Below are 19,580 nucleotides of genomic sequence, written 5' to 3'. Positions count from 1 at the left end.
TGGAATGCCGCCGCGCAAGGGCTGTTAAGCTGGCCGCCCGCCAGGAAGCCAGCCCACCATGTCCACCGCAAGACCGCAGCAGCCCGACACGCCCGCGGCCGCCTCGGAGCAGCCCTCTTCCGCCCCAGCCGCGCTCGGCATCCAGGTGGAGGGCGTCAGCAAGTCCTACCGCCGGGGCCAGCGCGTGCTGTCGGATGTGAATCTCCACATCCGCGCCGGAGAGACCTTCGGCATCATCGGCCCCAACGGCGCCGGGAAGACGACCCTGTTCGGGTGCATGCTCGGCCTGCTGTGGCCGGATTCAGGCACCGTGCGCATCGCGGGCCTGCCACCAGACCACCTCGAGGTGCGCCGCCTCACCGGCTACCTCCCCGAGCGCCTCACCTTCGATCAGGGGCTCACCGCGCGGCAGTTCCTTGCCTTCCACCACTCCTTGGCCGAGCGGCCCGCCCACGAGCGCCACCAGGAGGTCGAGACGCACCTCACCCTGGTGGGGTTGGACAAGGCGATGTGGGACCGCGATACGCGCAAGTTCTCCCGCGGCATGCTCCAGCGGCTCGGCCTGGCCCAGGCGCTCGTGGGCCAGCCCCGCTTCCTCTTCCTCGACGAGCCCACGCTGGGCATTGACCCCGAGGGGGTGCTGCACCTGCGCACCCTGCTGCGCGACATCAAGTCCCGCGGCGTCACCGTCATCATCAACTCCCACGACCTGGCCCAGCTTGAGAAGGTGTGCGACCGGGTGGCGTTCTTCCGCGCTGGCCGCGTGGAAGCCCTCGAAGACCTCGGCTCGCCCTCCTCCTCCATCACCCGCCATGTCCTGCAGGTGCGCTGGGCCGGCACCCAGACCCTCGCGCCCGAGCAGCTCGCCACCGTGGCCAAGGAGGTGGACGCCACGCTGCTGGACACCACGGAGGACTCGCTGCGCTTCTCCGTGGAGGATGACTGGGGCGCCTCGCGCCTGCTGAGGGCCCTGTTGCAAGCGGGCCTCCCCGTGGCCAGCGCCTCCCGCGAGGAGGGACGGCTGGAGCGCTTCTTCCAACCGAACGGAGGCCGCAACCCATGATGAGCCTGCCCCTCTACCGGTCCCGCGTCACCCAGAGCTTCCACCGGCTGTCCACGCTCGGCCCGCCGCTCGCCTTCGTCATGGTGTCGCTGTCCTGGAGCATCGCGATGCTCCTGTACACGAACTTCATCCTCACCCCCGAGTTGGACCTCCCGGAGGAGACCTTCCTCCTTCCCCTGGCGCTGGGGCTGGCCGCCATCGGCCGAGACGCCTCGGAGGGACTGCTGCCGGTGCTGCTCACCCGCCCCCTGCGGCGCTCCACCTATGTGCTCAGCCACTGGGCGGCCCTGGGCACCGTGGGCTCCGTCTGGGCCCTGCTCCACCTGCTGCTGCAGTGGGGCCTCATCTCCGCCTCCACGCCCCACCCGCCCCTCACGCTGGAGGTGCTGTACAACGCCCTCAGCCGGGTCTCGCTGTGCTTCGGCATGGCCGCCACCCTGGTGTGCTTCTCCACGCGGCTGCCCGCCTGGGGCAACGTCCTGCTCTGGGGCGTGCTGTACTTCATCGCGGAGCGGGTGCTGCCCGGACTGGGCAAGGACGAGTCGGCCCGGTTCGCCTTCACCGTGCGCCAGTACCTCCTGGGGCTGCTCATGCCCGAGCTGGACTTCCGCAGGACGTTCGCCGCCACGCCCATCTCCTGGCTGCGGCTCACCACGTACTTCTCCAACGTCTCGCTGCTGCTGCTGCTCGGCATCCACATCTTCAACCAGCGCGAGGTGTCCTATGCGTCCCGTTGACTCTGGCGCTACCCGCGCGCTGCCCCGCGGCCTGCTGGTGGCCGCCGTGCTGCTGCTCGGAGCCCGCGTGGCCGCCGCCGTCTACGAGAAGTACCACCCCTCCGAGACCTGGAGCCTGGTGGCCTGGGTTCCCATGGAGCAGGCCCAGGCCCTCTCCCGCGAGCGGCACCTGCCCATCCTCTATTACTTCTCCGCGGACTGGTGCTCTCCGTGCCTGGTGATGGAGCGGGACGTCTTCAACAATGACTACGCGGCCCGGGGCATCAACCAGCGCTACATCCCCGTGAGGCTGAAGGACCGTCGGCAGGAGGAGGGCGAGAACCCTCCCGCCGTCCAGTCCCTCATCAACGAGCACGACGTCTACGCCTTCCCCTTCTTCTCCATCGTGGGGCCAGACGGAAAGGTCCAACGCCAGACACGCGGCTACAACGGCTACACCGGGACGCTGCAATTCCTTCGCATCCCCACGCCTTCCGGCAGGCGCCCCGCTCCCGTTCGCTGAAGCACAACGTCTCCACTGGAGCTGCTCTCAGAAGCGCTCCAGGCTCACGGTCGGGCGCGGCGGGTGGGTACGCGGACGTTCGTGCTCAGCAGCAGCGCCCGCCGCCCCCGCGGTAGCGCGCCCGCATGCGCTCGTCGAAGAACTCCGCGTAGCTCATCACGGGCCGCTCCGGGTGACGCAGGCGCATGTGCTCGACATAGGTGTCGTAGTCGGGCACGCCGATGATCAACCGGGCGGTCCGCACCGCCTGGAGCCAGCACCGCGTCAGCGCCTCCTTCGCGGCGCCCATGTCAGCGGCCCACCGTGGCCAGGGGAACAGGGGGCGTCTCCTGGGCGGTGGGCGCGGCCGAGCGTCGGGCCGCCAGCGCCGCGCGGACGCCAAAAGCGACGGTCGCCACGACCAGCAGCATGAAGAGGACGGTGAGGGTGGCGTCCACGTAGTCGTTGGTGATGACCCGCTCCATGTCCTCCAGGGACTTCGCGGGTGCCAGCACCCTGCCCTCGGCGGCGGCGGCCGAGAAGGCGCGCGCATGGGCAAGGAAGCTGACGCGGACCTCACTGCCGAACACCTTCTGCCAGCCCGCGGTCAGCGTGCAGCACACCAGCCAGACGGTGGGGAGCGCGGGAATCCACAGGTAGCGCTCGCGCTTCATCTTCACAAGCACCACGCAGGCCAGGGTGAGCGCGATGGCGGCCAGCATCTGGTTGGCGATGCCGAACAGCGGCCACAGCGTGTTGATGCCGCCGAGCGGATCCACCACGCCCTGGTAGAGGAAGTAGCCCCAGCCTCCCACGCAGATGGCGGTGGCGAGCAGGTTGGCGGACCAGGACTCGGTCTTGCGCAGCGGCGCGTACACCAGGCCGGCCAGCTCCTGAATCATGAAGCGACCCACGCGCGTGCCCGCGTCCACGGTGGTGAGGATGAACAGCGCCTCGAACAGGATGGCGTAGTGGTACCAGAAGGCCATCATGCCCGTGCCACCCACGAGCCCGTGGAGGATCTGCGCCATGCCTACCGCCAGGGTCGGCGCGCCGCCCGCGCGTGACAGGATGGAGGACTCGCCAATCTCCTTGGCGGTCATGCGGAGCACGTCGGGGGTGATGACGAAGCCCCAGTCGCTGATGGTCCGCGCCGCCTGCTCCACCGTGGTGCCAATCAGGCCGGGGGGCGAGTTCATGGAGAAGTACACGCCCGGGTCCAGCACCGAGGCGGCGATCAGCGCCATCATCGCGACGAAGGACTCCATCAGCATCGCGCCGTAGCCCACCATGAGCGACTCGCGCTCGTTGGCCAGCATCTTCGGTGTAGTGCCGGAGGAGATGAGCGAGTGCCAGCCGGACACCGCGCCACAGGCGATGGTGATGAAGAGGAATGGGAACACGTTGCCGGAGAACACCGGACCGGTGCCGTCGATGAACCGGGTCACCGCCGGCATCCTCAGTTCCGGAGCGGCCAGGACGATGCCCACCGCCAGCAGCAGGATGGTGCCGATCTTCAGGAACGTGGACAGGTAGTCGCGCGGTGCCAGCAGCAGCCACACCGGCAGCACCGAGGCACAGAAGCCATAGGCGATCAGCATCCAGGCCAGCGCCTTGCTGTCATAGGTGAACAGCGGAGCCAGCGAGGGGGCCTCGGCGACGCGGCCTCCGAGCCAGATGGAGAGCATCAGCAACACGAAGCCGAGGACCGACACCTCGAGCACGCGGCCCGGGCGCAGGTAGCGCAGGTAAACGCCCATCAGCAGGGCGATGGGGATGGTCATGGCGACGGTGAAGGTGCCCCAGGGGCTGTCGGTCAGCGCCTTGACCACCACCAGGGCCAGCACCGCGAGGATGATCATCATGATCATCAGCACGCCGATCATCGCCACCACACCAGCGGCGGGCCCCAGCTCCATGCGCACCATGTCGCCCAGGGACTTGCCGTCGCGGCGGATGGAGAGGAACAGGATCATGAAGTCCTGCACCGCGCCGGCCAGCACCACGCCGAAGAGGATCCACATGGTGCCCGGCAGGTATCCCATCTGCGCGGCGAGCACCGGCCCCACCAGCGGACCGGCGCCCGCGATGGCGGCGAAGTGGTGGCCGAACAGCACCCACTTGTCGGTGGGCACATAGTCCAGGCCGTCATTGCGCAGCAGCGCCGGCGTGGCCCGCGTCGCGTCCAACTTCAAGGCCTTGTCGGCGATGAACCGGCCGTAGAAGCGGTAGCCGAGCATGTAGACGCAGACGGACGCCACCACCAGCCAGGTGGCGTTGATCGTCTCGCCCCGGTGCAGCGCCACCGTCCCTAGACAGAACGCGCCGAGAACGGCAACCAATGCCCATCCCACTCTGCTCGCGACACGACCCATGACCCCTCCGCTCCTGCTGATCGCGGCAACGTTCCCGCCGGGGGAGGACGGGGTCAATGATCAAGTTTCCCCGCATGCACCAGTCATCAACACATGGAGGTACGTGGCTCGCCCGCGGGTGACAACCCAACTACTGGGTGGACGTGCGGTTCTCCCCTGCCCCCTGAGCGGAAGCATTGGCGGGTGCCGCCATTGGCAGGCGGCGCCGTGCGGCCGCCGCCTGGAGGAACTCCACCTGTTCGGGGGTGATTGCGTCCACGGGGATATGGATGACAACTCCGTTGTAGTGCTGGAGCGTCCACGTGTCCTCGATGATCTGGCCGAAGTTGATGATTCCATCGAGGAAGATCCACCAGCGCTCGTTTCCGCGCAGGAAGCCCAGGCCCCTCTCCTGAATCACGACATCCATGTGCCGGAGCGGACGAAGGGCTACGTCAGTCAGCCCCACCATGAACCCCCGAACCAGCCATAGACACCAGAGCGAGAGCAGGGCCCACCATGGGGAGACCTGGACTGTCAGCAGGTACACCACGATGGACAGGAATCCCACGGCGGGCAGGTACGGAGCCCAGATGACGAGATGGGGAATGAGCCGCTGCCGGCGGCTCAGGCTGTACTGGAGTTGGAACGGGAGCTCCATGGCGCCTACTCCTTGGTCTCGGAACCACCGCGCTCGAGCTGGCGGATGATGTCCGAGAGCTCGTCCTGCTCTTCCTGGATGACGAAGACGCCTTCCTCGGCGGGCGTGGCGGGCGTAGGCCTGGGCGGAGCGTCGTCCTGCACGGCGCGCTTCGGCCTGGGCGCGGCTGGCCGGGGAAGCGGCTCGGGCCTCGCCACCGGATTGGCTCCGAGTAAGGGAACGGGCACGGGAGGAAGTTCGGCCGGGGCCTCCTCGGCAGGCGAAGGCTGGTGCCAGTCCGTCTTCCGGTTCAACCACTCCGCGTAGCGCGTGAAGGTCCAGGAACCATCGGCGGCACCCGTCTCGATGGCGGAAGGGAGCTTGAAGAAGAGCCCTTGGCGCACGAGGCTCTTCACGGGGGTGCTGCCCGGGAGCACCTCGCACTCGGGCACGCGGATGCCGAGCTCCGGGCGGTAGCGCAGCCGCTGGCACACCACCCCAACGAGGCAATCCGCGAGCTGAGCCCACACCGCGCCTTGTATCTCTGGAGGAAAGGCCGACACCACGCGCTGGAGCGCCTCGGCGGTGCTCGAGGAGTGCACCGTCGCGAGCACGAGGTGCCCCGTCTCCGCCGCGTTCAGCGTCAGGCGCATCACCTCCGGGTCTCTCATCTCGCCCACCATGAGGACGTCCGGATCCTCCCGGAGCGCGTCGATGAGTGCCTGCTCGAAGGAGGGCGTGTCCCTCCCCACCTCGCGCTGGCGGATGAAGGACTGGCGCGGCACCAGCGCGTACTCGATGGGGCTCTCCACGGTGATGATGTGCCGAGCCTCGCTGAGGTTGAGCTCCTGCAGCAGCGCCGCGAGCGTGGACGTCTTGCCGGAGCCGGTGGGGCCACTCACCAGGACCAGGCCGTGGGCCGGCTCGACGAGGCGGCGCAGGTCGGGATGGAGGTTGAGCTTCTTCAGCGTGGCCTGGGCGGAGGCCAGCAGGCGGATGGCGAACCCCACGCCGCGCGCGCTGCGCAGGATGTTGATGCGGCAGCGCTGGCCCTCCACGTTGCGCGACACGTCATACGAGCAACGCGCGACGAACTCGGGCCAGGCGTCGTCACCAATGATGTCACGCGCCATGGCGAGGAGTGCCGAGGCGGGCAATGCTTCACCGATGAGCCGCAGGGCCCCGCGCACCCGCAGGGCCATGGGCATCTCCCCCTCGAGATGGATGTCACTTGCGCCCTGTTCCCGGGCGAGCCGGATGAAGGCTTCGAGTCCCACGCGCTTCCCCTCCTGCCGCGAACGACTAGCAACTGGTATGCCGTGTCCACTCCAAGGAGGTGTTCATAGACAGAGCGCGCCTGGAACTGCCGGGTTGTCCAAGGCATGCGCGGACCAGGCGACACTTTGTCCGCTCGTCATCCCCGGCGGAGGTGACTCACTTCCAGTCATTCACAGGACGATCCGAGCCGGGGTGGCCGGAGGCGAGCGTCTCCTCTTCCCGCTCCTGGGTGAGCCCGGCGGCGCTGGAGAGCTTCGTGTCCCCGTGCGGGTTGTCCGCCCGTACCACGGAATGGGATTGCGCCCGCTCGGGCCGGACCTCGGACACGGGATGCTGACTGCCTGGACGGCCCTCGGCGAGCGTGTGGTGGCCCGGCTTGAGGCGGACGTACTCGAACCCCTCGACGGGCTCTCGCGGCGTGAAGAGGGCGCTCATCGGCTCGGGCAGGGCCTCGCGCACCCGGTGCAACGTCCCGGGAGACAGCGCCTCCGTGAGGAACTGGCAGACGAGGCCCGTGTGCTCCACGGCCACTCCGAGCGGCAGCCCCATCCGGTCCGCGACGCGCGCATGGAGCTCCGCGAGGTTGAAGTCCTGGTGGGGGGCCACGCCGCGCACACCCGCGGCCAGCGAGTCGGGAAGGTCCTCCGCCAGCGCCTGGACAACGGGCCAGCTCAACCGCTCCCCCAGGACCTCGAGCACCGCACGGACGGTACGCTCCGCCTCCTGCCGGCCAGGGAGCCCGGCGTGCTCGGCAACGTGGGACAAGAGTTCGTCGTGCGTCATCATCGTCCTCCTCGCGGACCTCCCCCGGCTCCAGGCCGGAGGTCTCCCCCCGAGCGCGGCCGACTCACTCCCACGAGAAGTCATATTCACTGTCGAGCGGCCCCAGCACCCCTCCCTGGACACGCACGCCGCGCGCGCCCAGTCGCTCGAGGACCTCCACCATGGCGCCCTCGTGGTACGGAATGGGCAGGAAGCTGCGCCGCATGATGAGGCGGCCATGCCTGGGGCTCAGCCACTCCATCGAGCGCTCGCCGTAATTGGAGGTCACCTTGTAGATGGCCTGGAGGCTGGAGGCGATGTGGTTGCTCCCCGTGCCAACCTGCGTGGCCATCGCGCTGCCCACCGCGGAGGACATCAGGCCCACCGCTGCCTTCTGCCCCAACATCCGCAGCACCTGCTCCGCGCCCCCATGCCGGCTCCCCAGCTCGCGCACCGCGGCCAGGGTCAAACGAATGAGCAGGGTGACGGGGTAGTTGACGAAGTCCAGCAGCCGCTGCTGGCCGAGCACGGCCTGGCACCGGGCCACGGCTGCCTCGTCCCCGAGCGAGCGGACCGCCTCCAGCGTGCGGGAGAGGAACAACCCGCGCGCGGTGTCCAGGGAGGTCGCCAGCTCCATCATCTGCTCCAGCGACCGCTCCCAATCCGATTGCATCCACGTCCCATGGCTCGTGCGCATGTCCACCCGGCTCACCTGTCCCGGCTTCCTCGGCGCGGGCACCACCAGCATAGAGCAGGGCCGGGCAAAATTCTCACTTCGCGGGAAATCCCTGACCCTGGCGCCGGGAGACGTACATGCCCGGCCCTACGGGCCTGGAGGCTCAGGACCAGCTCTTGCGGCGGGCCGACAGGAACCCGAACGCCGCGACCACCAGCAGCACGAAGCCCGTGGGCCCGCCCGGAGTGCCGCAGGACCAACCCAGGGGAGACTCATGGCCCGGACCTCCGCCCCCACCTCCACCGTCCGGGCCGGTGCCGGGATCTCCCCCATCCGTCGTGCCACCATCGGATGTGCCACCGTCGGTCACGCCACCATCGGCCGTGCCCCCATCGGTACCGGGCTCTTCCGGGCAGGGGGTTCCAGGCAGGGGCGCGGGCGGAATATCAATGGGGCCTCCATCCGACTGCCGCACGAAGATGCCATCCGAGAATCTCGTGGTGATGACGCCCCTGCCATTCTTCGCGCTCACGGTGACGAAGTACCACTGACCACCGGTGAGGGGACGGATGTCCCCGTTCGCCGAAGACATCGTGATGGACTTGAACTGCCCAACGGATTTGAAGGGCCTGATGTCGGTGCATCCCGGAGCAGTGCCGACGGCGACGAGGTAGTCGGAGATGGCGGACTCGGGGTCATCGAGGGTCCAGCTCGCGGACAGCATGTCCGTGAAAGCAGTTTCATCCAAATCCTGGCCGATGCCGTCCAGGACCTCTCCCTCCGGAGGAGTGAAGTCTTTTGCATCGATCGTGATGAGGAACATGTCCTGGGCGCCCGAATGACTGGTTTTTCCGCCCAGGCCTGGCACCATCGGAAACCTCAGCAATTGATCCGAGTGCGTCGACCCTCCAATGAAGAGCTCATAGTCACCATTGCTGTACCGCCTGGAGGCCAGCCCTCCCACCTCATCGTCCAGGGCGCCTCCGACGAACGAGCCCCATTCCGGAGAAAACTCATCCCCATTGCGGCGCATCCGGATGACGAACCCCTCGGTGACGTCCGGGGTTGATTCAAAGGCCTCCGTCGAGGGCAGGAGACCCGATTTGCTCTTCCCGCCGACATACACAGACCCTGCCGAGCCAGTTGCGATGGCGAGCCCCTCATCGTCCTTGGAGCCACCCACGACGGTGGAGAACACCCTCACTCCCGTGTCGGGGTTGAAAGTGGCCAGGAACGCATCCTTCCCCGACGCCCCTTCGCCGGTCGAAGAAGGGAAGTTGATGGAATTGGTGGTTCCCACGACCATGACCCGGGAGGTGTATGGGGAAATCACCGTCAACGGGGCGTGCACCAGCCCGTTACCTTTGTCCTCCCCCAGGCCGCCAATGAAGTTTCCCCAGACGAGCGTGAGATCCTGGTCCAGCTTGAACACCACGGTGTCTGGATTATTGCCCAAGCCAGGAAGCATGGCGGGCTGCCCGGTCGCGGTGGGGAAATCGGTCGAGGTGGTATAGCCGGTGACGTACAGCATGGCGGTGCTCGAGGGAGCCTGTTCCTCGGCCACGATGCCGAGGGCATCCTCATCACCCGTGCCGCTGCGAATCAACGTCTTCTCCACTGTTCCCGAAGTCGCCGTCACAGCAAGCCTGCTGACGAAGAGTTCCTTGTTGCCCTTGAAGGTGGTGCCCGCGGGCGTGCCGGTCATTTGAGTCGACAAGGTCCAGCCCGCCACGTACAGCTTTCCATCGTTCGCGAAGGCCAGGGAGTGGATCTCTTCCGCTCCGGTGTCCCCCACGTGCTGGAACCAATTGAGCTCTCCCGTGTTGGAGACGAGGGCCGCGACGAACCCGTCCTTGGCCGTGCCGTTGAGCCTTGAGCCCGTCGTCCCCACCTGGAAGTCGGTGGAGGCTGTGTGGCCCGCGACGTAGATGAGCCCATCCGCGCCGACGGCGACGGCGTTGCCAATGTCATCCCCGTTGCCGCCGAAGACTGTCGTCCACAACAGGGTTCCATCGTTGTTGAACTTGGAGACGATCACATTGGACATGCCCAGGGAGCCCGAGGCGCGGTCCGCCGGGCTTTTCGGCGCCAGGGCCGGGCTGTTGGTCGAGCCGACAATGAAGCCAAGTCCGCTATCATTATTGATGACCGTGAGGCCGCGGAGCGTGTCGTCGTTGCTCCCGCCCACGTAGGTGTTCCATTTGATGGTTGGATCCACCCAGGCAGGGCGTCCCGGCTCCTTCACCTCCACTTCGATGACGTACTCCCATCGCTCCGCGCCCAGGGGACGAACCTCTCTGTAGCGGCAAGGCACCTCGAGTGAGGTCCCATCCGCGGCCTCCTGTCCGCACAGCAAGCCCTCCTCGCGCAGCACCCCCTCTGCCAGCACCACCTCCAGCGCGCGCCCGCCGTCGGCCAGCCGCAGCGCCTGGGCTCCCCGCCACTCGAGCCGCACCTGGCGTAAATCCGCGCCACGCTCGGAGCGCAGGCTGTACGCGATACCGCCCTCCCGTGCCTCGAACCAGAGGTCCACTCCCGGCGCCACTCCCGGGTAGTACAGCGCTCCCCAGGTGGGCAGGTGCTGCTTCCAGTTCTCTCGAGACCCCACGAACTGGCTGAGGCGGGCCTCTCGCGGCTGGAGCGGCTGGGGCGTCACGCTCCGGGCTCCCGCCAGTCCCCAGTGGAGCTCGCGGACGGGGCGCTCGGGAGGAGCCAGTCGCAGCGCGAGACCCGTGCCAGTAAAGAGCGTGTCCGCCCGGTTCTGCTGCAGCAGGTATTGGCCTGGAGCTTCCGGCATGGGCCGGATGACAACCTTCTGGCTCGCGGGACGCGGAGGACCCGGAGGGGATGGCGGAGCCTTGGCCATCGACGGCGTCGAGGCGGCAAGCGACAAGAAGACGAGACCCGCGGTCAGACCGCGGAGTGCGCCAGGGGACACGAAAACCTCCATCCAGGCCGAACAAATTCGAGAGTACGGTCCATGATCCCCCGACAGGCTGTGAAGCGCCAGACTCACAGGGAGGGAGGAACGAAGCCCGGCCCGAGAAGCCTTGCGAGCCGACGCACGCCGTGGTGGCGTTCCGCCCCCAAAGCAGTGGGCCTGCCGTCCGGCCGAACTACCGGGGGTCATCCCATATGAACGAAGTGAAGCTCGAGAACATCCAGGTGCTGGGCGCCAACCTGTCGAACGTGCTGAACGCCTTCGGCAGCTTCCAGCTACTCGCCAGCCGCATCATGTTGGAGGAAGGACTTGGCTCGGAGTCTGCCGAGGGAATCGTCCAGTTCGACCGGGACCGGTGGTACCCGGTGGCCCGCTGGTTGGCCACCTTCGAGCGCATCGGCCGCGAGTACGGGGAGAGCATGCTCGGCCAGGTGGGGCTCGCCGTCCCGAAGAACGCCATCTTCCCGCCCTTCGTGACGGACATCGACAGCGCGATCAAGTCGATCGACATCGCCTACCACATGAACCATGCCCTCAACGGCGCGCCGATGTTCTCGCCGACCACTGGCACCATGACCGAGGGCATTGGCCACTACGGCTACCTGCGGGTGCCGGGCAAGAAGCAGATCATCGCCGAGTGCAACAACCCGTACCCCTGCCCTTTCGATCTGCACCTCATCCAGGCGATGGCACAGCGCTTCGAGAGCACAGCCACGGTGACCCATGACCCCACGAAGCCGTGCCGCAAACACGGAGGCGCGAGCTGCACCTACGTCGTGAGGTGGGTGTAGCCCGCGCAGCCGGCACTCGGCCTGGCGCCTGCTGAATTGAATGGAAACGCCCTCGCTGGATCTCTCGGAGCCGAGAAAGTTAGCCTTGGGGCATGTGCCGAAACATCAAGCCCCTGTTCAACTTCGAGCCTGCCGCCACCGACGACGACATCCGCGCGGCGGCGCTGCAGTTCGTCCGGAAGATCGCTGGGACGCGCAAGCCGTCGAAGCAGAACGCAGACGCCTTCGAGGTCGCCGTCGAGGAGATATTTCAAAGCTCGAAACGCATGCTCGAGGGGCTCGTGGCGACAACCCCACCCAAGAGCCGAGCGCGCTTCGAGGAACTGAAGAGGCTGCGCTTCAAAAAGGCAGAGCCCCGCTGAACTCCGCGGGGCTCCTGGGTTCCAGGCTTCAGTGAGCCCTACTTCGGCATCTCCTTCTCTTTGTCTTCAGGCACGCCAGAACCACCGACGCCGGTGGTCGGCATGTCGCCCCAGCCCGCCTCGAAGAACGCCTTCCACTTCCACTGACCATCGCGCTTCACGAGGAGCCCGGTGTTCCGGCCGTTATACTTCTTGCCGCCCGTGGTCATGGTGTAGTCATCGGTGAGGCTGACGAGCGAGTCGGACAACACGGTGACGTCGAGCTTGTGGTCCACCTTCACGTCCGCGGGCCCCTGCTCGTACATGGGCTTCATCATCTCCGTGTACTTCTGCTGGTCGAACGTCTCGGCCTTCGGGACGCCCTTGCTGTCATCGGTCGCCATGTAGACCGGGAAGTCGGCCCGGGCGAGCTCCGCCTGGAAGTCGCGCCGCTTCATGATGGCGTCGCCTTCCTTGACCCAGGCGTCGATCTCCTTCTTGGTCTTCGATTCGTTGGTTGGCTTACGGGTCCACGGCCCCATCTTGGACATGTCCATGGGCGTGCCCGCACCACCCGTACCCTCGGCGGGCGGGGACTCCTTGTACTCCTTGTCCTTGTCCTGGGCCCAGACGGGCGTGGTGAGCATCACCGAGACGAGACACACCGCGATTCGACGCATCATGAGCTTGACCTCCTCCTCGCCGGAAAGTGGTGGCACCCCTCCTCGCGAACAATTCCAGCCCTCCGAGCCCGCCCCGGTCCTGGGGGCCCCCCAGGCAACCAGGCGGGCGCTCTCCAAGTGAACACCCGCCCCGCCATGAAGGTGGTCCAACGCCCGGGCCACGGTACGCTGGGGAACTCGCACCTCCCAAGGACCCCCTTCCCCATGGCCGTCCAGGACATCCCCAAGGCGGAGCCCGCCTCCCGCCGTCTCCACCAGCACCTCTACGTCCAGGTCCTCGCGGCGATCGGCCTGGGCGCGCTGCTCGGCCACTTCTACCCGGAGCTCGGCGCGTCTCTGAAACCCCTGGGAGACGGCTTCATCAAGCTCGTGAAGATGGTGATTGCCCCTGTCATCTTCCTTACGGTGGTGACGGGCATCGCGGGGTCCACGGACCTGAACAAGGTGGGCCGCGTGGCCGCCAAGGCCTTCGCCTACTTCATCACCTTCTCCTCGCTCGCCCTGGTGGTGGGCATGATCATCGCCAACGTGGTGCGGCCGGGAGCGGGGATGAACATCGACCCGAGCACCCTCACCTCCGCGAACGAGGTGAGCGCCTATGCCGCCAAGGCGCATGAGCAGTCGCTGGTGAAGTTCCTGCTCAACATCATCCCCACCACGGTGGTGAGCGCCTTCTCCGAGGGAGACATCCTCCAAGTGCTGTTCGTCTCCGTGCTGTTCGGCATCGCCCTGGCCATGGTGGGAGAGAAGGCCCGGCCCACGCTGGTGCTGCTCGAGTCGCTGAGCCACGCCTTCTTCAAGCTCGTGAGCATCCTCATGAAGGCCGCGCCCATTGGTGCCTTCGGCGCGTTCGCCTTCACCATTGGCAAGTACGGGATTGGCTCGGTGGTGAACCTGGCGGCGCTCGTGCTCACCTTCTACCTGACCTCGGCCGTCTTCGTGCTCGTGGTGCTGGGGCTGGTGGCCCGCTACAACGGCTTCTCCATCCTGCACCTCATCCGCTACCTCAAGGCGGAGCTGCTGCTCGTGCTCGGCACCAGCTCGTCCGAGGCCGCCCTGCCCAGCCTGCTGGAGAAGATGGAGCGGGCGGGCTGTCCCAAGCAGATCGTCGGCCTGGTGGTGCCCACCGGCTACTCCTTCAACCTCGATGGCACCAACATCTATATGACGCTGGCGGCGCTCTTCATCGCCCAGGCAACCAACACCGAGCTGACCCTCGGCCAGCAGACGCTGCTGCTGCTGGTGGCCATGGTGAGCTCCAAGGGCGCCGCGGGCGTGACGGGCGCGGGCTTCATCACCCTGGCGGCCACCCTGTCAGTGGTGCCCTCGGTGCCCATCGCCGGCATGGCCCTCATCCTCGGCATCGATCGCTTCATGTCCGAGTGCCGGGCCCTCACCAACTTCATCGGCAACGCCGTGGCCACCGTCGTGGTGTCGCGCTGGGAAGGGGGGCTGGACCGCAAGACCTTCGACGAGGTGATGCGCGCCCCCTCCCCCACCCCGTCCGGGTATTCCCCGAGCCCGGCTCCGGGCGAATAACCCGGGCAGGCCTGCCCGCCTGGGACGGGAAGCCCAGTGATTTCAAGTACCTGACGGTGCTCAAAAAAAATCGAAAATACCGTGTCGATCTCGCCTGCTCTCGTTCGACGTCAGGGTAAGAGCCCGGGAAAACACCCCGGCATCCACCCATGAAGGAGAGACGGCGATGAAGGTCATGGTTCTGGTCAAGGCCACGAAGGACAGCGAGGCGGGCGTTCTCCCGAGTACTGAAGAGCTGACCGAGATGGGGAAGTACAACGAGGAGCTGGTGAAGGCAGGCATCATGCTCGCGGGCGAGGGGCTCCACCCGAGCTCGAAGGGCGCGCGCGTCAGGTTCTCCGGAAGCAAGCGGACGGTGCTCGACGGGCCCTTCACCGAGACCAAGGAGCTGATCGCCGGCTTCTGGATGTGGCAGGTGAAGTCGATGGAAGAGGCGGTCGAGTGGGTCAAGCGCTGCCCCAATCCCATGCGAGTGGAGAGCGAGATCGAGATCCGCCAGGTGTTCGAGGCGGAAGACTTCGGTCCCGCGCTCACGCCCGAGCTCCGGGATGCCGAGGATCGTCTGCGCTCGCAGGTGGAAGGGAAGAAGTAGACGCAGCGCGCCTCGCGGCTTGCACTGGTGGCTGAAGCTGCTCTGATCAGCCGCCGTGACAGCTACCGAGACGCAGCGCGCCATCCACGCGGTCTGGAGGATCGAGTCGGCCAGGCTCATCGGCGGGCTCGTGCGGTTCGTGCGCGACGTCGGCCTTGCCGAGGAGCTCGCGCAGGACGCGCTCGTCGCCGCACTCGAGCAGTGGCCAGAGTCAGGTGTCCCGAAGAATCCGGGCGCCTGGCTCATGGCCGCCGCGAAGCATCGGGCGATCGATCTCATGCGCCGGGACAAGCGGCTCGAGCGCAAACATGAGGAGCTCGGTCACGAGCAGGTCGGGCGGGAGCTGGCCACGCCGGACCTCGACGCCGCGATCGACAATGACGTGGGCGATGATCTCCTGCGCCTCATCCTCATCTCCTGCCATCCGGTTCTCTCCACCGAGGCGCGTGTAGCGCTCACGCTGCGACTGCTCGGAGGCCTGACGACCGAGGAGATCGCACGTGCGTTCCTCGTCCCGGAGCCGACCGTCGCCCAGCGCATCGTCCGGGCCAAGCGGACCCTCGCCGAGGCGCACGTTCCCTTCGAGGTCCCGCGCGGGGCCGAGCTCACCGCCCGTCTGGCGTCGGTGCTCGAGGTCATCTACCTCGTCTTCAACGAGGGCTACTCGGCAACCTCTGGTGACGACTGGGTCCGGCCGGCGCTATGCGAAGACGCGCTTCGTCTGGGCCGCATCCTGGCCGAGCTCGTTCCGACGGAGCCCGAGGTCCACGGACTGGTCGCGCTCATGGAGCTCCAGGCGTCACGGCTGAGGGCGCGGGTCGGTCCATCGGGAGAGCCCGTCCTGTTGCTGGATCAGAACCGCGCGCGCTGGGATCGACTCCTCATCCGCCGGGGTCTCACGGCACTCGAGCGTGCCGAGAAGCTCGGTGGCACACGTGGCCCCTACGCGTTGCAGGCCGCGATCTCCGCCTGTCACGCACGAGCCAATACCGCGGCGGAGACGGACTGGGCCCGCATCGCGGCGCTCTACGAGGAGCTCGCCCAGCTTGTGCCCTCACCCGTTGTGGAGCTGAATCGCGCGGTCGCCCTCTCGATGGCGTTCGGTCCAGCAGCGGGCCTGGAGCTCGTCGAGCAGCTCACCTCGGAGCCGTCGCTCCAGCACTACCACCTCCTGCCGAGTGTGCGAGGAGACCTCCTCGCGAAGCTCGGACGCTTCGACGAGGCCCGTGCCGAGTTCGAGCGAGCGGCCTCGCTCACGCGCAACACCCGCGAGCGAGAGCTGCTGCTCGAGCGCGCTGCCGCGTGCGCCCGCCCTGCCAGACGGCCCTCGCCCGAAACGGCGCACGACGAATGACGCCGCTCACGTGCGGTAGATGGGCGCTCCCATCGGCGCGCCCGTAGTGCCCCCATCGACGAAGAACTCGGCGGCCTGGATGTTGGACGCATCATCCGACGCGAGGAACAACACGGTCTTCGCCACTTCGTCGGCCTCGCCCATGCGTCCGAGCGGAATGCCCTGGGAGAGGCGCTTTTCCAGCACGGCGTACGCGTCGGGGGTGGGCGCCTGCGCGGACCAGATGGGCGTATGGGCCGCCCCGGGTGACACCACGTTGACGCGAATGCCGCGCGGAGACAGCTCCGAGGCCAGCACGCGCGCCATGGACCGCACCCCCGCCTTGCTGGCCGCGTAGGCCGCGTACCTCGGCGCTCCCAGGACACTGTGCACGGAGCCGTTGAGCACCACGGATGCGCCCTTGTTCAAGTAGGGCAAGGCAGCCTGGACGGTGAAGAACGACGCCGTGAGGTTGACGCGCAGCACCTCCTCGAAGGCCGCCAGGGGCGTACCGCCCACGGGCGTTTGCCCCCCGATGCCTGCGTTGGCGAACAGGATGTCCAACGAGCCGAACCGCTCGGCCACCTGGGCAACCGCCCGCTCGGTCGCCGCTATGTCCTTCACGTCCGCCTGGAGGGCGAGCAGGTTGGGGCCCAGCTCCTTCACCGCGGCGTCGAGCGTCTCCTGGTTGCGTCCCGTGATGGCGACCCGCGCCCCCTCGGCCAGGAACAACCGCGCCGTGGCCAGACCAATGCCGCTGTTTCCACCCGTGATCAACGCCACCTTGTTCTTGAGTCGCATCCGCAGCTCCCGTGTTCTGGTTTCATCATGAAACCACAATGGCTTGATATTGAGGCCGGTTTTATGATGCAACCAGAAGGTACAAACGGCGCCTGGCGAGGAAAGAACCCGGGGAGGAGCAGACGGTGAAGCGCACGAGCCTCGAATCAGCGGAATGCCCCATCGCGAGGGCGCTGGACGTCATCGGAGACTGGTGGTCCCTGCTCATCATCCGCGACGCGCTGCTGGGCAACCGGCGCTTCGGTGAGTTCCAGAAGAGCCTGGGTCTGGCCAAGAACATCCTGACGGCGCGCCTGCGCACGCTGGTGAGCCACGGCATCCTGGAGATGGCACCGGCGTCGGATGGGAGCTCCTACCAGGAGTACGTCCTGACGGAGAAGGGACGCGGCCTGTTTCCCGTGCTCGTGGCGCTCCGGCAGTGGGGCGACGCGCACTACTTCGGACCCGGAGAGGCCGCCCCGGAGCTGGTGGACCGAGAGCACGGCCGGCCCGTGCGAATGTTGGAATTGCACTCGGAGGATGGGCGCATCCTGGGTCCGGAGGACACCGAGCTGCGTCAGCCGGCCCGAAAGCGCCAGGGCCGGTGACGGGGATTCATGCGTTCGAACGGGTCGCCGCCCGGGACGCGTTCACCCCGAGGCTCAACGGAGCGGCGCACAGCGCCAACAAAGCCGCGGCCATCCACACGTGTCTGAAAGCGGCCCGCAGCTCGCCTCCCTCTGAGTTGCCCACCAGCGCCACCAACAAGCTGACGCCGAGCGCCAACCCGACCTGGCGGCTCATGTTGACGATCGCGCTGCCCGTGGCGGTCCGTGCTGGAGGGAGCTCAACCGTGGCCGAGGCCAACAGCGTGGGAACCACGAGGCCGACGCCGGCCCCGGCCAGCAACCAGCCCGGCAGCAGCCCGGTCAGGTAGTTCGGCGCGGCTCCCACCCACATCGTGGAGGTGGCGGCGCCCACCGCGAAGACCCCGCATCCCGAGGCCACGAGCCATCCCGCTTCGACCCGGCGCGAGAGGCGTTGAGCGATGCTGGAGAACAGGGGAACCATCAGCGGGCCAGGAGCAATCGCCAGGCCTGTGAGCACCGCCGAGTACTGCCAGACGTCCTGCATCCACAGGATGCTGGTCAGCAAGCTGGCGGAGAACGCCACGCTGAACACGAACGCGCTGAGATTGGCCCATGCGAAGGTCCGCACTCGAAGCAGCGCGGGCTCGATGACCGGCGCTGGGTGCCCGCTCGAGCGCCACCAGAACAGTCCTCCCGCGATGATGGACCCCAGGAGCGCCGCCCCCGTCCGCCCATCGCCCCAGCCCCAATCCTCCGCCTTGACGAGCGCGAGCGAGAGCGCCCCTACCGCGAGGCCGAGCAGCCCCGCGCCGGGCAGGTCGGGCAGTGGACCGCGTGCGGCGTCTCGCGAGTCCGGGACGATGCGAACGGCGGCGAGGAACGCGACGACCCCCACGGGCAGGTTCACGAGGAACACCCATTGCCACGAGAGCTCGACGAGCAACCCGCCAGCAACGGGGCCGGCCGCGGCGGCCAGCGAACCGACCGCCGCCCAGATCCGGACCGCCCGCGCACGCCTGTCAGGTGGCGTGGCGTTGAGCAGGAGCCCGAGGCTCGTGGGTGTCAGCAGGGCCGCCCCCACCGCTTGAGCAACCCGCGAGACGACCAGGCCCCAAAGCCCGGTGCTCGCCGCACAGGCGGCGCTCGCGGCCGTGAACAATCCAAGACCCAGCAGGAACCCGGCCTTGCGCCCGAATCGGTCGGCCAGACGCCCGAGCGGAATGAGCAGCGCCGCATAGGCAATGGCGTACCCGTTGAGCACCCAGCTCAGGTCCGCCAACGAGGCCCCGCGGAAGCTTCGGCCCATGTGCTCGAAGGCGACGTTCACGATGAAGAGATCGAGGCCGGCCAGGAACGCAGCAGCCGAAAGCACCGTGAGCACGGCGCCCGGGCGCACCTCGCGCGCGCTCTGGACTTCCAGGGAAGAGGTGGTGGCTGTCATCGCCCGCGAGCCTCGTCACCCCGAAGGACCATGCACGAGCTGAACACCTTGGCCACGAGGCTGCCCTTGTCGTCCTCGACGTCGCACTCGATCAGCCCGAGCGTCCGCGTCCGCTTGACCACCCGCCCGGTGGCTCGGAGACGCGCGTTCCAGATGGGCTTGAAGAACTTCGACGTGAGATCGAGCGTGGTGAAGCTCTCCTCATCCTCGAGGGTGGTGGCCATCGCCGCGCCCATGGCCAGATCGGCCAGGTCGCAGATCACACCACCGTGGAGGGTCCCCATGGGGTTGGCCAGGCGCGCCGAGGCGTCCATCTCGACGACGACGCGACCCGTCTCGACGCCGGTGAGCGTGAGCCCCAGCAACTGAGCGATCGGCGGGGGAGACGCCGCTCCCCGCATGATGCGCTCCAAGTCCTGGAGGTGCCGCGTGGTCTTGGGCGCAGAAACTCGACCGTTCATGATTTCTCCTCGTTTGGGCGCACGCAATGAGGCCTCACCCGCGCTGCATGCCCGGGTTGGCTCCTCATGACATTATGGTCATAATATGAAGCGGCCG

Annotated in this window: 20 protein-coding genes; 9 read left to right on the top strand and 11 right to left on the bottom strand. The window is 67.4% G+C overall.

Going from position 1 to position 19,580, the window contains the following annotated elements:
* Window positions 1–58 precede the first annotated feature (58 nt).
* Genes OV287_RS15810 through OV287_RS15800 form a run of 3 tightly spaced genes read left to right on the top strand, consistent with a single transcriptional unit; the run spans window position 59 to window position 2,302 of the window.
* Window positions 59–1,063, top strand: a complete 1,005-nt coding sequence (locus tag OV287_RS15810) for an ABC transporter ATP-binding protein (RefSeq protein WP_267534852.1) — start codon at window positions 59–61, stop codon at window positions 1,061–1,063.
* Entirely contained in the window at window positions 1,060–1,800 is a 741-nt protein-coding gene (locus OV287_RS15805; protein ID WP_267534851.1) for a hypothetical protein, read from the top strand. Before OV287_RS15810 ends, OV287_RS15805 begins: the two co-directional genes overlap by 4 nt.
* Window positions 1,787–2,302 carry a thioredoxin family protein gene (locus OV287_RS15800; RefSeq protein ID WP_267534850.1) on the top strand — a complete coding sequence of 172 codons (516 nt, stop codon included), beginning with the start codon at window positions 1,787–1,789 and terminating at the stop codon, window positions 2,300–2,302. Before OV287_RS15805 ends, OV287_RS15800 begins: the two co-directional genes overlap by 14 nt.
* Before the next feature lie 85 nt (window positions 2,303–2,387).
* Here OV287_RS15800 and OV287_RS15795 read toward each other — a convergent pair whose 3' ends face one another.
* The 7 genes from OV287_RS15795 to OV287_RS15765 all read right to left on the bottom strand — a co-directional run bounded on the left by OV287_RS15795 (window position 2,388) and on the right by OV287_RS15765 (window position 10,788).
* Window positions 2,388–2,591: a YbdD/YjiX family protein gene (locus tag OV287_RS15795; RefSeq protein WP_267534849.1), complete on the bottom strand. Its 204-nt coding sequence runs from the start codon at window positions 2,589–2,591 to the stop codon at window positions 2,388–2,390.
* Window position 2,592: 1 nt separating this feature from the next.
* A complete protein-coding gene (locus tag OV287_RS15790; protein ID WP_267534848.1) occupies window positions 2,593–4,656 on the bottom strand; it encodes a carbon starvation CstA family protein in 2,064 nt (687 codons plus the stop codon).
* A gap of 130 nt (window positions 4,657–4,786) precedes the next feature.
* Window positions 4,787–5,296 carry a hypothetical protein gene (locus OV287_RS15785; protein WP_267534847.1) on the bottom strand — a complete coding sequence of 170 codons (510 nt, stop codon included), beginning with the start codon at window positions 5,294–5,296 and terminating at the stop codon, window positions 4,787–4,789.
* A 5-nt stretch (window positions 5,297–5,301) separates the two neighbouring features.
* Window positions 5,302–6,552, bottom strand: a complete 1,251-nt coding sequence (locus tag OV287_RS15780; protein WP_267534846.1) for a type IV pilus twitching motility protein PilT — start codon at window positions 6,550–6,552, stop codon at window positions 5,302–5,304.
* Between the two features lie 157 nt (window positions 6,553–6,709).
* Window positions 6,710–7,339, bottom strand: coding sequence for a DUF2267 domain-containing protein (locus OV287_RS15775; protein WP_267534845.1), 630 nt, complete (start codon window positions 7,337–7,339; stop codon window positions 6,710–6,712).
* Between the two features lie 61 nt (window positions 7,340–7,400).
* Entirely contained in the window at window positions 7,401–8,012 is a 612-nt protein-coding gene (locus OV287_RS15770) for a TIGR02265 family protein (RefSeq protein WP_267534844.1), read from the bottom strand.
* 142 nt (window positions 8,013–8,154) lie between these two features.
* Window positions 8,155–10,788, bottom strand: a complete 2,634-nt coding sequence (locus OV287_RS15765; protein ID WP_267534843.1) for a DUF7948 domain-containing protein — start codon at window positions 10,786–10,788, stop codon at window positions 8,155–8,157.
* Window positions 10,789–11,126: 338 nt separating this feature from the next.
* Between OV287_RS15765 and OV287_RS15760 the strand changes: the two genes are divergently transcribed.
* Both OV287_RS15760 and OV287_RS15755 read left to right on the top strand, forming a co-directional pair.
* Entirely contained in the window at window positions 11,127–11,723 is a 597-nt protein-coding gene (locus OV287_RS15760; RefSeq protein ID WP_267534842.1) for a hypothetical protein, read from the top strand.
* 92 nt (window positions 11,724–11,815) lie between these two features.
* Window positions 11,816–12,085: a DUF2277 domain-containing protein gene (locus OV287_RS15755; RefSeq protein WP_267534841.1), complete on the top strand. Its 270-nt coding sequence runs from the start codon at window positions 11,816–11,818 to the stop codon at window positions 12,083–12,085.
* A gap of 38 nt (window positions 12,086–12,123) precedes the next feature.
* Here the strand turns inward: OV287_RS15755 and OV287_RS15750 are convergent, their stop codons facing one another.
* Window positions 12,124–12,747 carry a nuclear transport factor 2 family protein gene (locus OV287_RS15750; RefSeq protein WP_267534840.1) on the bottom strand — a complete coding sequence of 208 codons (624 nt, stop codon included), beginning with the start codon at window positions 12,745–12,747 and terminating at the stop codon, window positions 12,124–12,126.
* Window positions 12,748–12,951: 204 nt separating this feature from the next.
* Between OV287_RS15750 and OV287_RS15745 the strand changes: the two genes are divergently transcribed.
* The 3 genes from OV287_RS15745 to OV287_RS15735 all read left to right on the top strand — a co-directional run bounded on the left by OV287_RS15745 (window position 12,952) and on the right by OV287_RS15735 (window position 16,232).
* Window positions 12,952–14,286, top strand: coding sequence for a dicarboxylate/amino acid:cation symporter (locus OV287_RS15745; protein ID WP_267534839.1), 1,335 nt, complete (start codon window positions 12,952–12,954; stop codon window positions 14,284–14,286).
* A gap of 166 nt (window positions 14,287–14,452) precedes the next feature.
* Window positions 14,453–14,878 carry a YciI family protein gene (locus tag OV287_RS15740; RefSeq protein WP_267534838.1) on the top strand — a complete coding sequence of 142 codons (426 nt, stop codon included), beginning with the start codon at window positions 14,453–14,455 and terminating at the stop codon, window positions 14,876–14,878.
* A 55-nt stretch (window positions 14,879–14,933) separates the two neighbouring features.
* Complete coding sequence (locus OV287_RS15735; protein ID WP_267534837.1) at window positions 14,934–16,232, top strand: RNA polymerase sigma factor; 1,299 nt, start codon at window positions 14,934–14,936, stop codon at window positions 16,230–16,232.
* A 6-nt stretch (window positions 16,233–16,238) separates the two neighbouring features.
* Here OV287_RS15735 and OV287_RS15730 read toward each other — a convergent pair whose 3' ends face one another.
* A complete protein-coding gene (locus OV287_RS15730; RefSeq protein ID WP_267534836.1) occupies window positions 16,239–17,012 on the bottom strand; it encodes an SDR family oxidoreductase in 774 nt (257 codons plus the stop codon).
* A 125-nt stretch (window positions 17,013–17,137) separates the two neighbouring features.
* On the opposite strand from OV287_RS15730, the gene OV287_RS15725 reads away from it, so the two are divergent.
* Window positions 17,138–17,599, top strand: a complete 462-nt coding sequence (locus tag OV287_RS15725; RefSeq protein ID WP_267534835.1) for a winged helix-turn-helix transcriptional regulator — start codon at window positions 17,138–17,140, stop codon at window positions 17,597–17,599.
* A gap of 7 nt (window positions 17,600–17,606) precedes the next feature.
* Here the strand turns inward: OV287_RS15725 and OV287_RS15720 are convergent, their stop codons facing one another.
* Together OV287_RS15720 and OV287_RS15715 are read right to left on the bottom strand one after the other, a co-directional pair.
* The gene (locus OV287_RS15720) at window positions 17,607–19,022 is read right to left on the bottom strand and encodes an MFS transporter (RefSeq protein ID WP_267534834.1); all 1,416 of its coding nucleotides are present in this window, start codon (window positions 19,020–19,022) and stop codon (window positions 17,607–17,609) included.
* Window positions 19,019–19,483 (bottom strand): PaaI family thioesterase, encoded by a 465-nt coding sequence (locus tag OV287_RS15715; RefSeq protein ID WP_267534833.1) that lies wholly within the window; start codon window positions 19,481–19,483, stop codon window positions 19,019–19,021. The genes OV287_RS15720 and OV287_RS15715 overlap by 4 nt, the downstream gene beginning before the upstream one ends.
* Window positions 19,484–19,580 lie beyond the last annotated feature (97 nt).

Source organism: Archangium lansingense, assembly GCF_026626635.1.
Taxonomy (GTDB): Bacteria; Myxococcota; Myxococcia; order Myxococcales; family Myxococcaceae; genus Archangium; species Archangium lansingense.
Note: the sequence above shows the minus strand (reverse complement) of the source record. Positions and strands in the feature narration are given on the sequence as shown.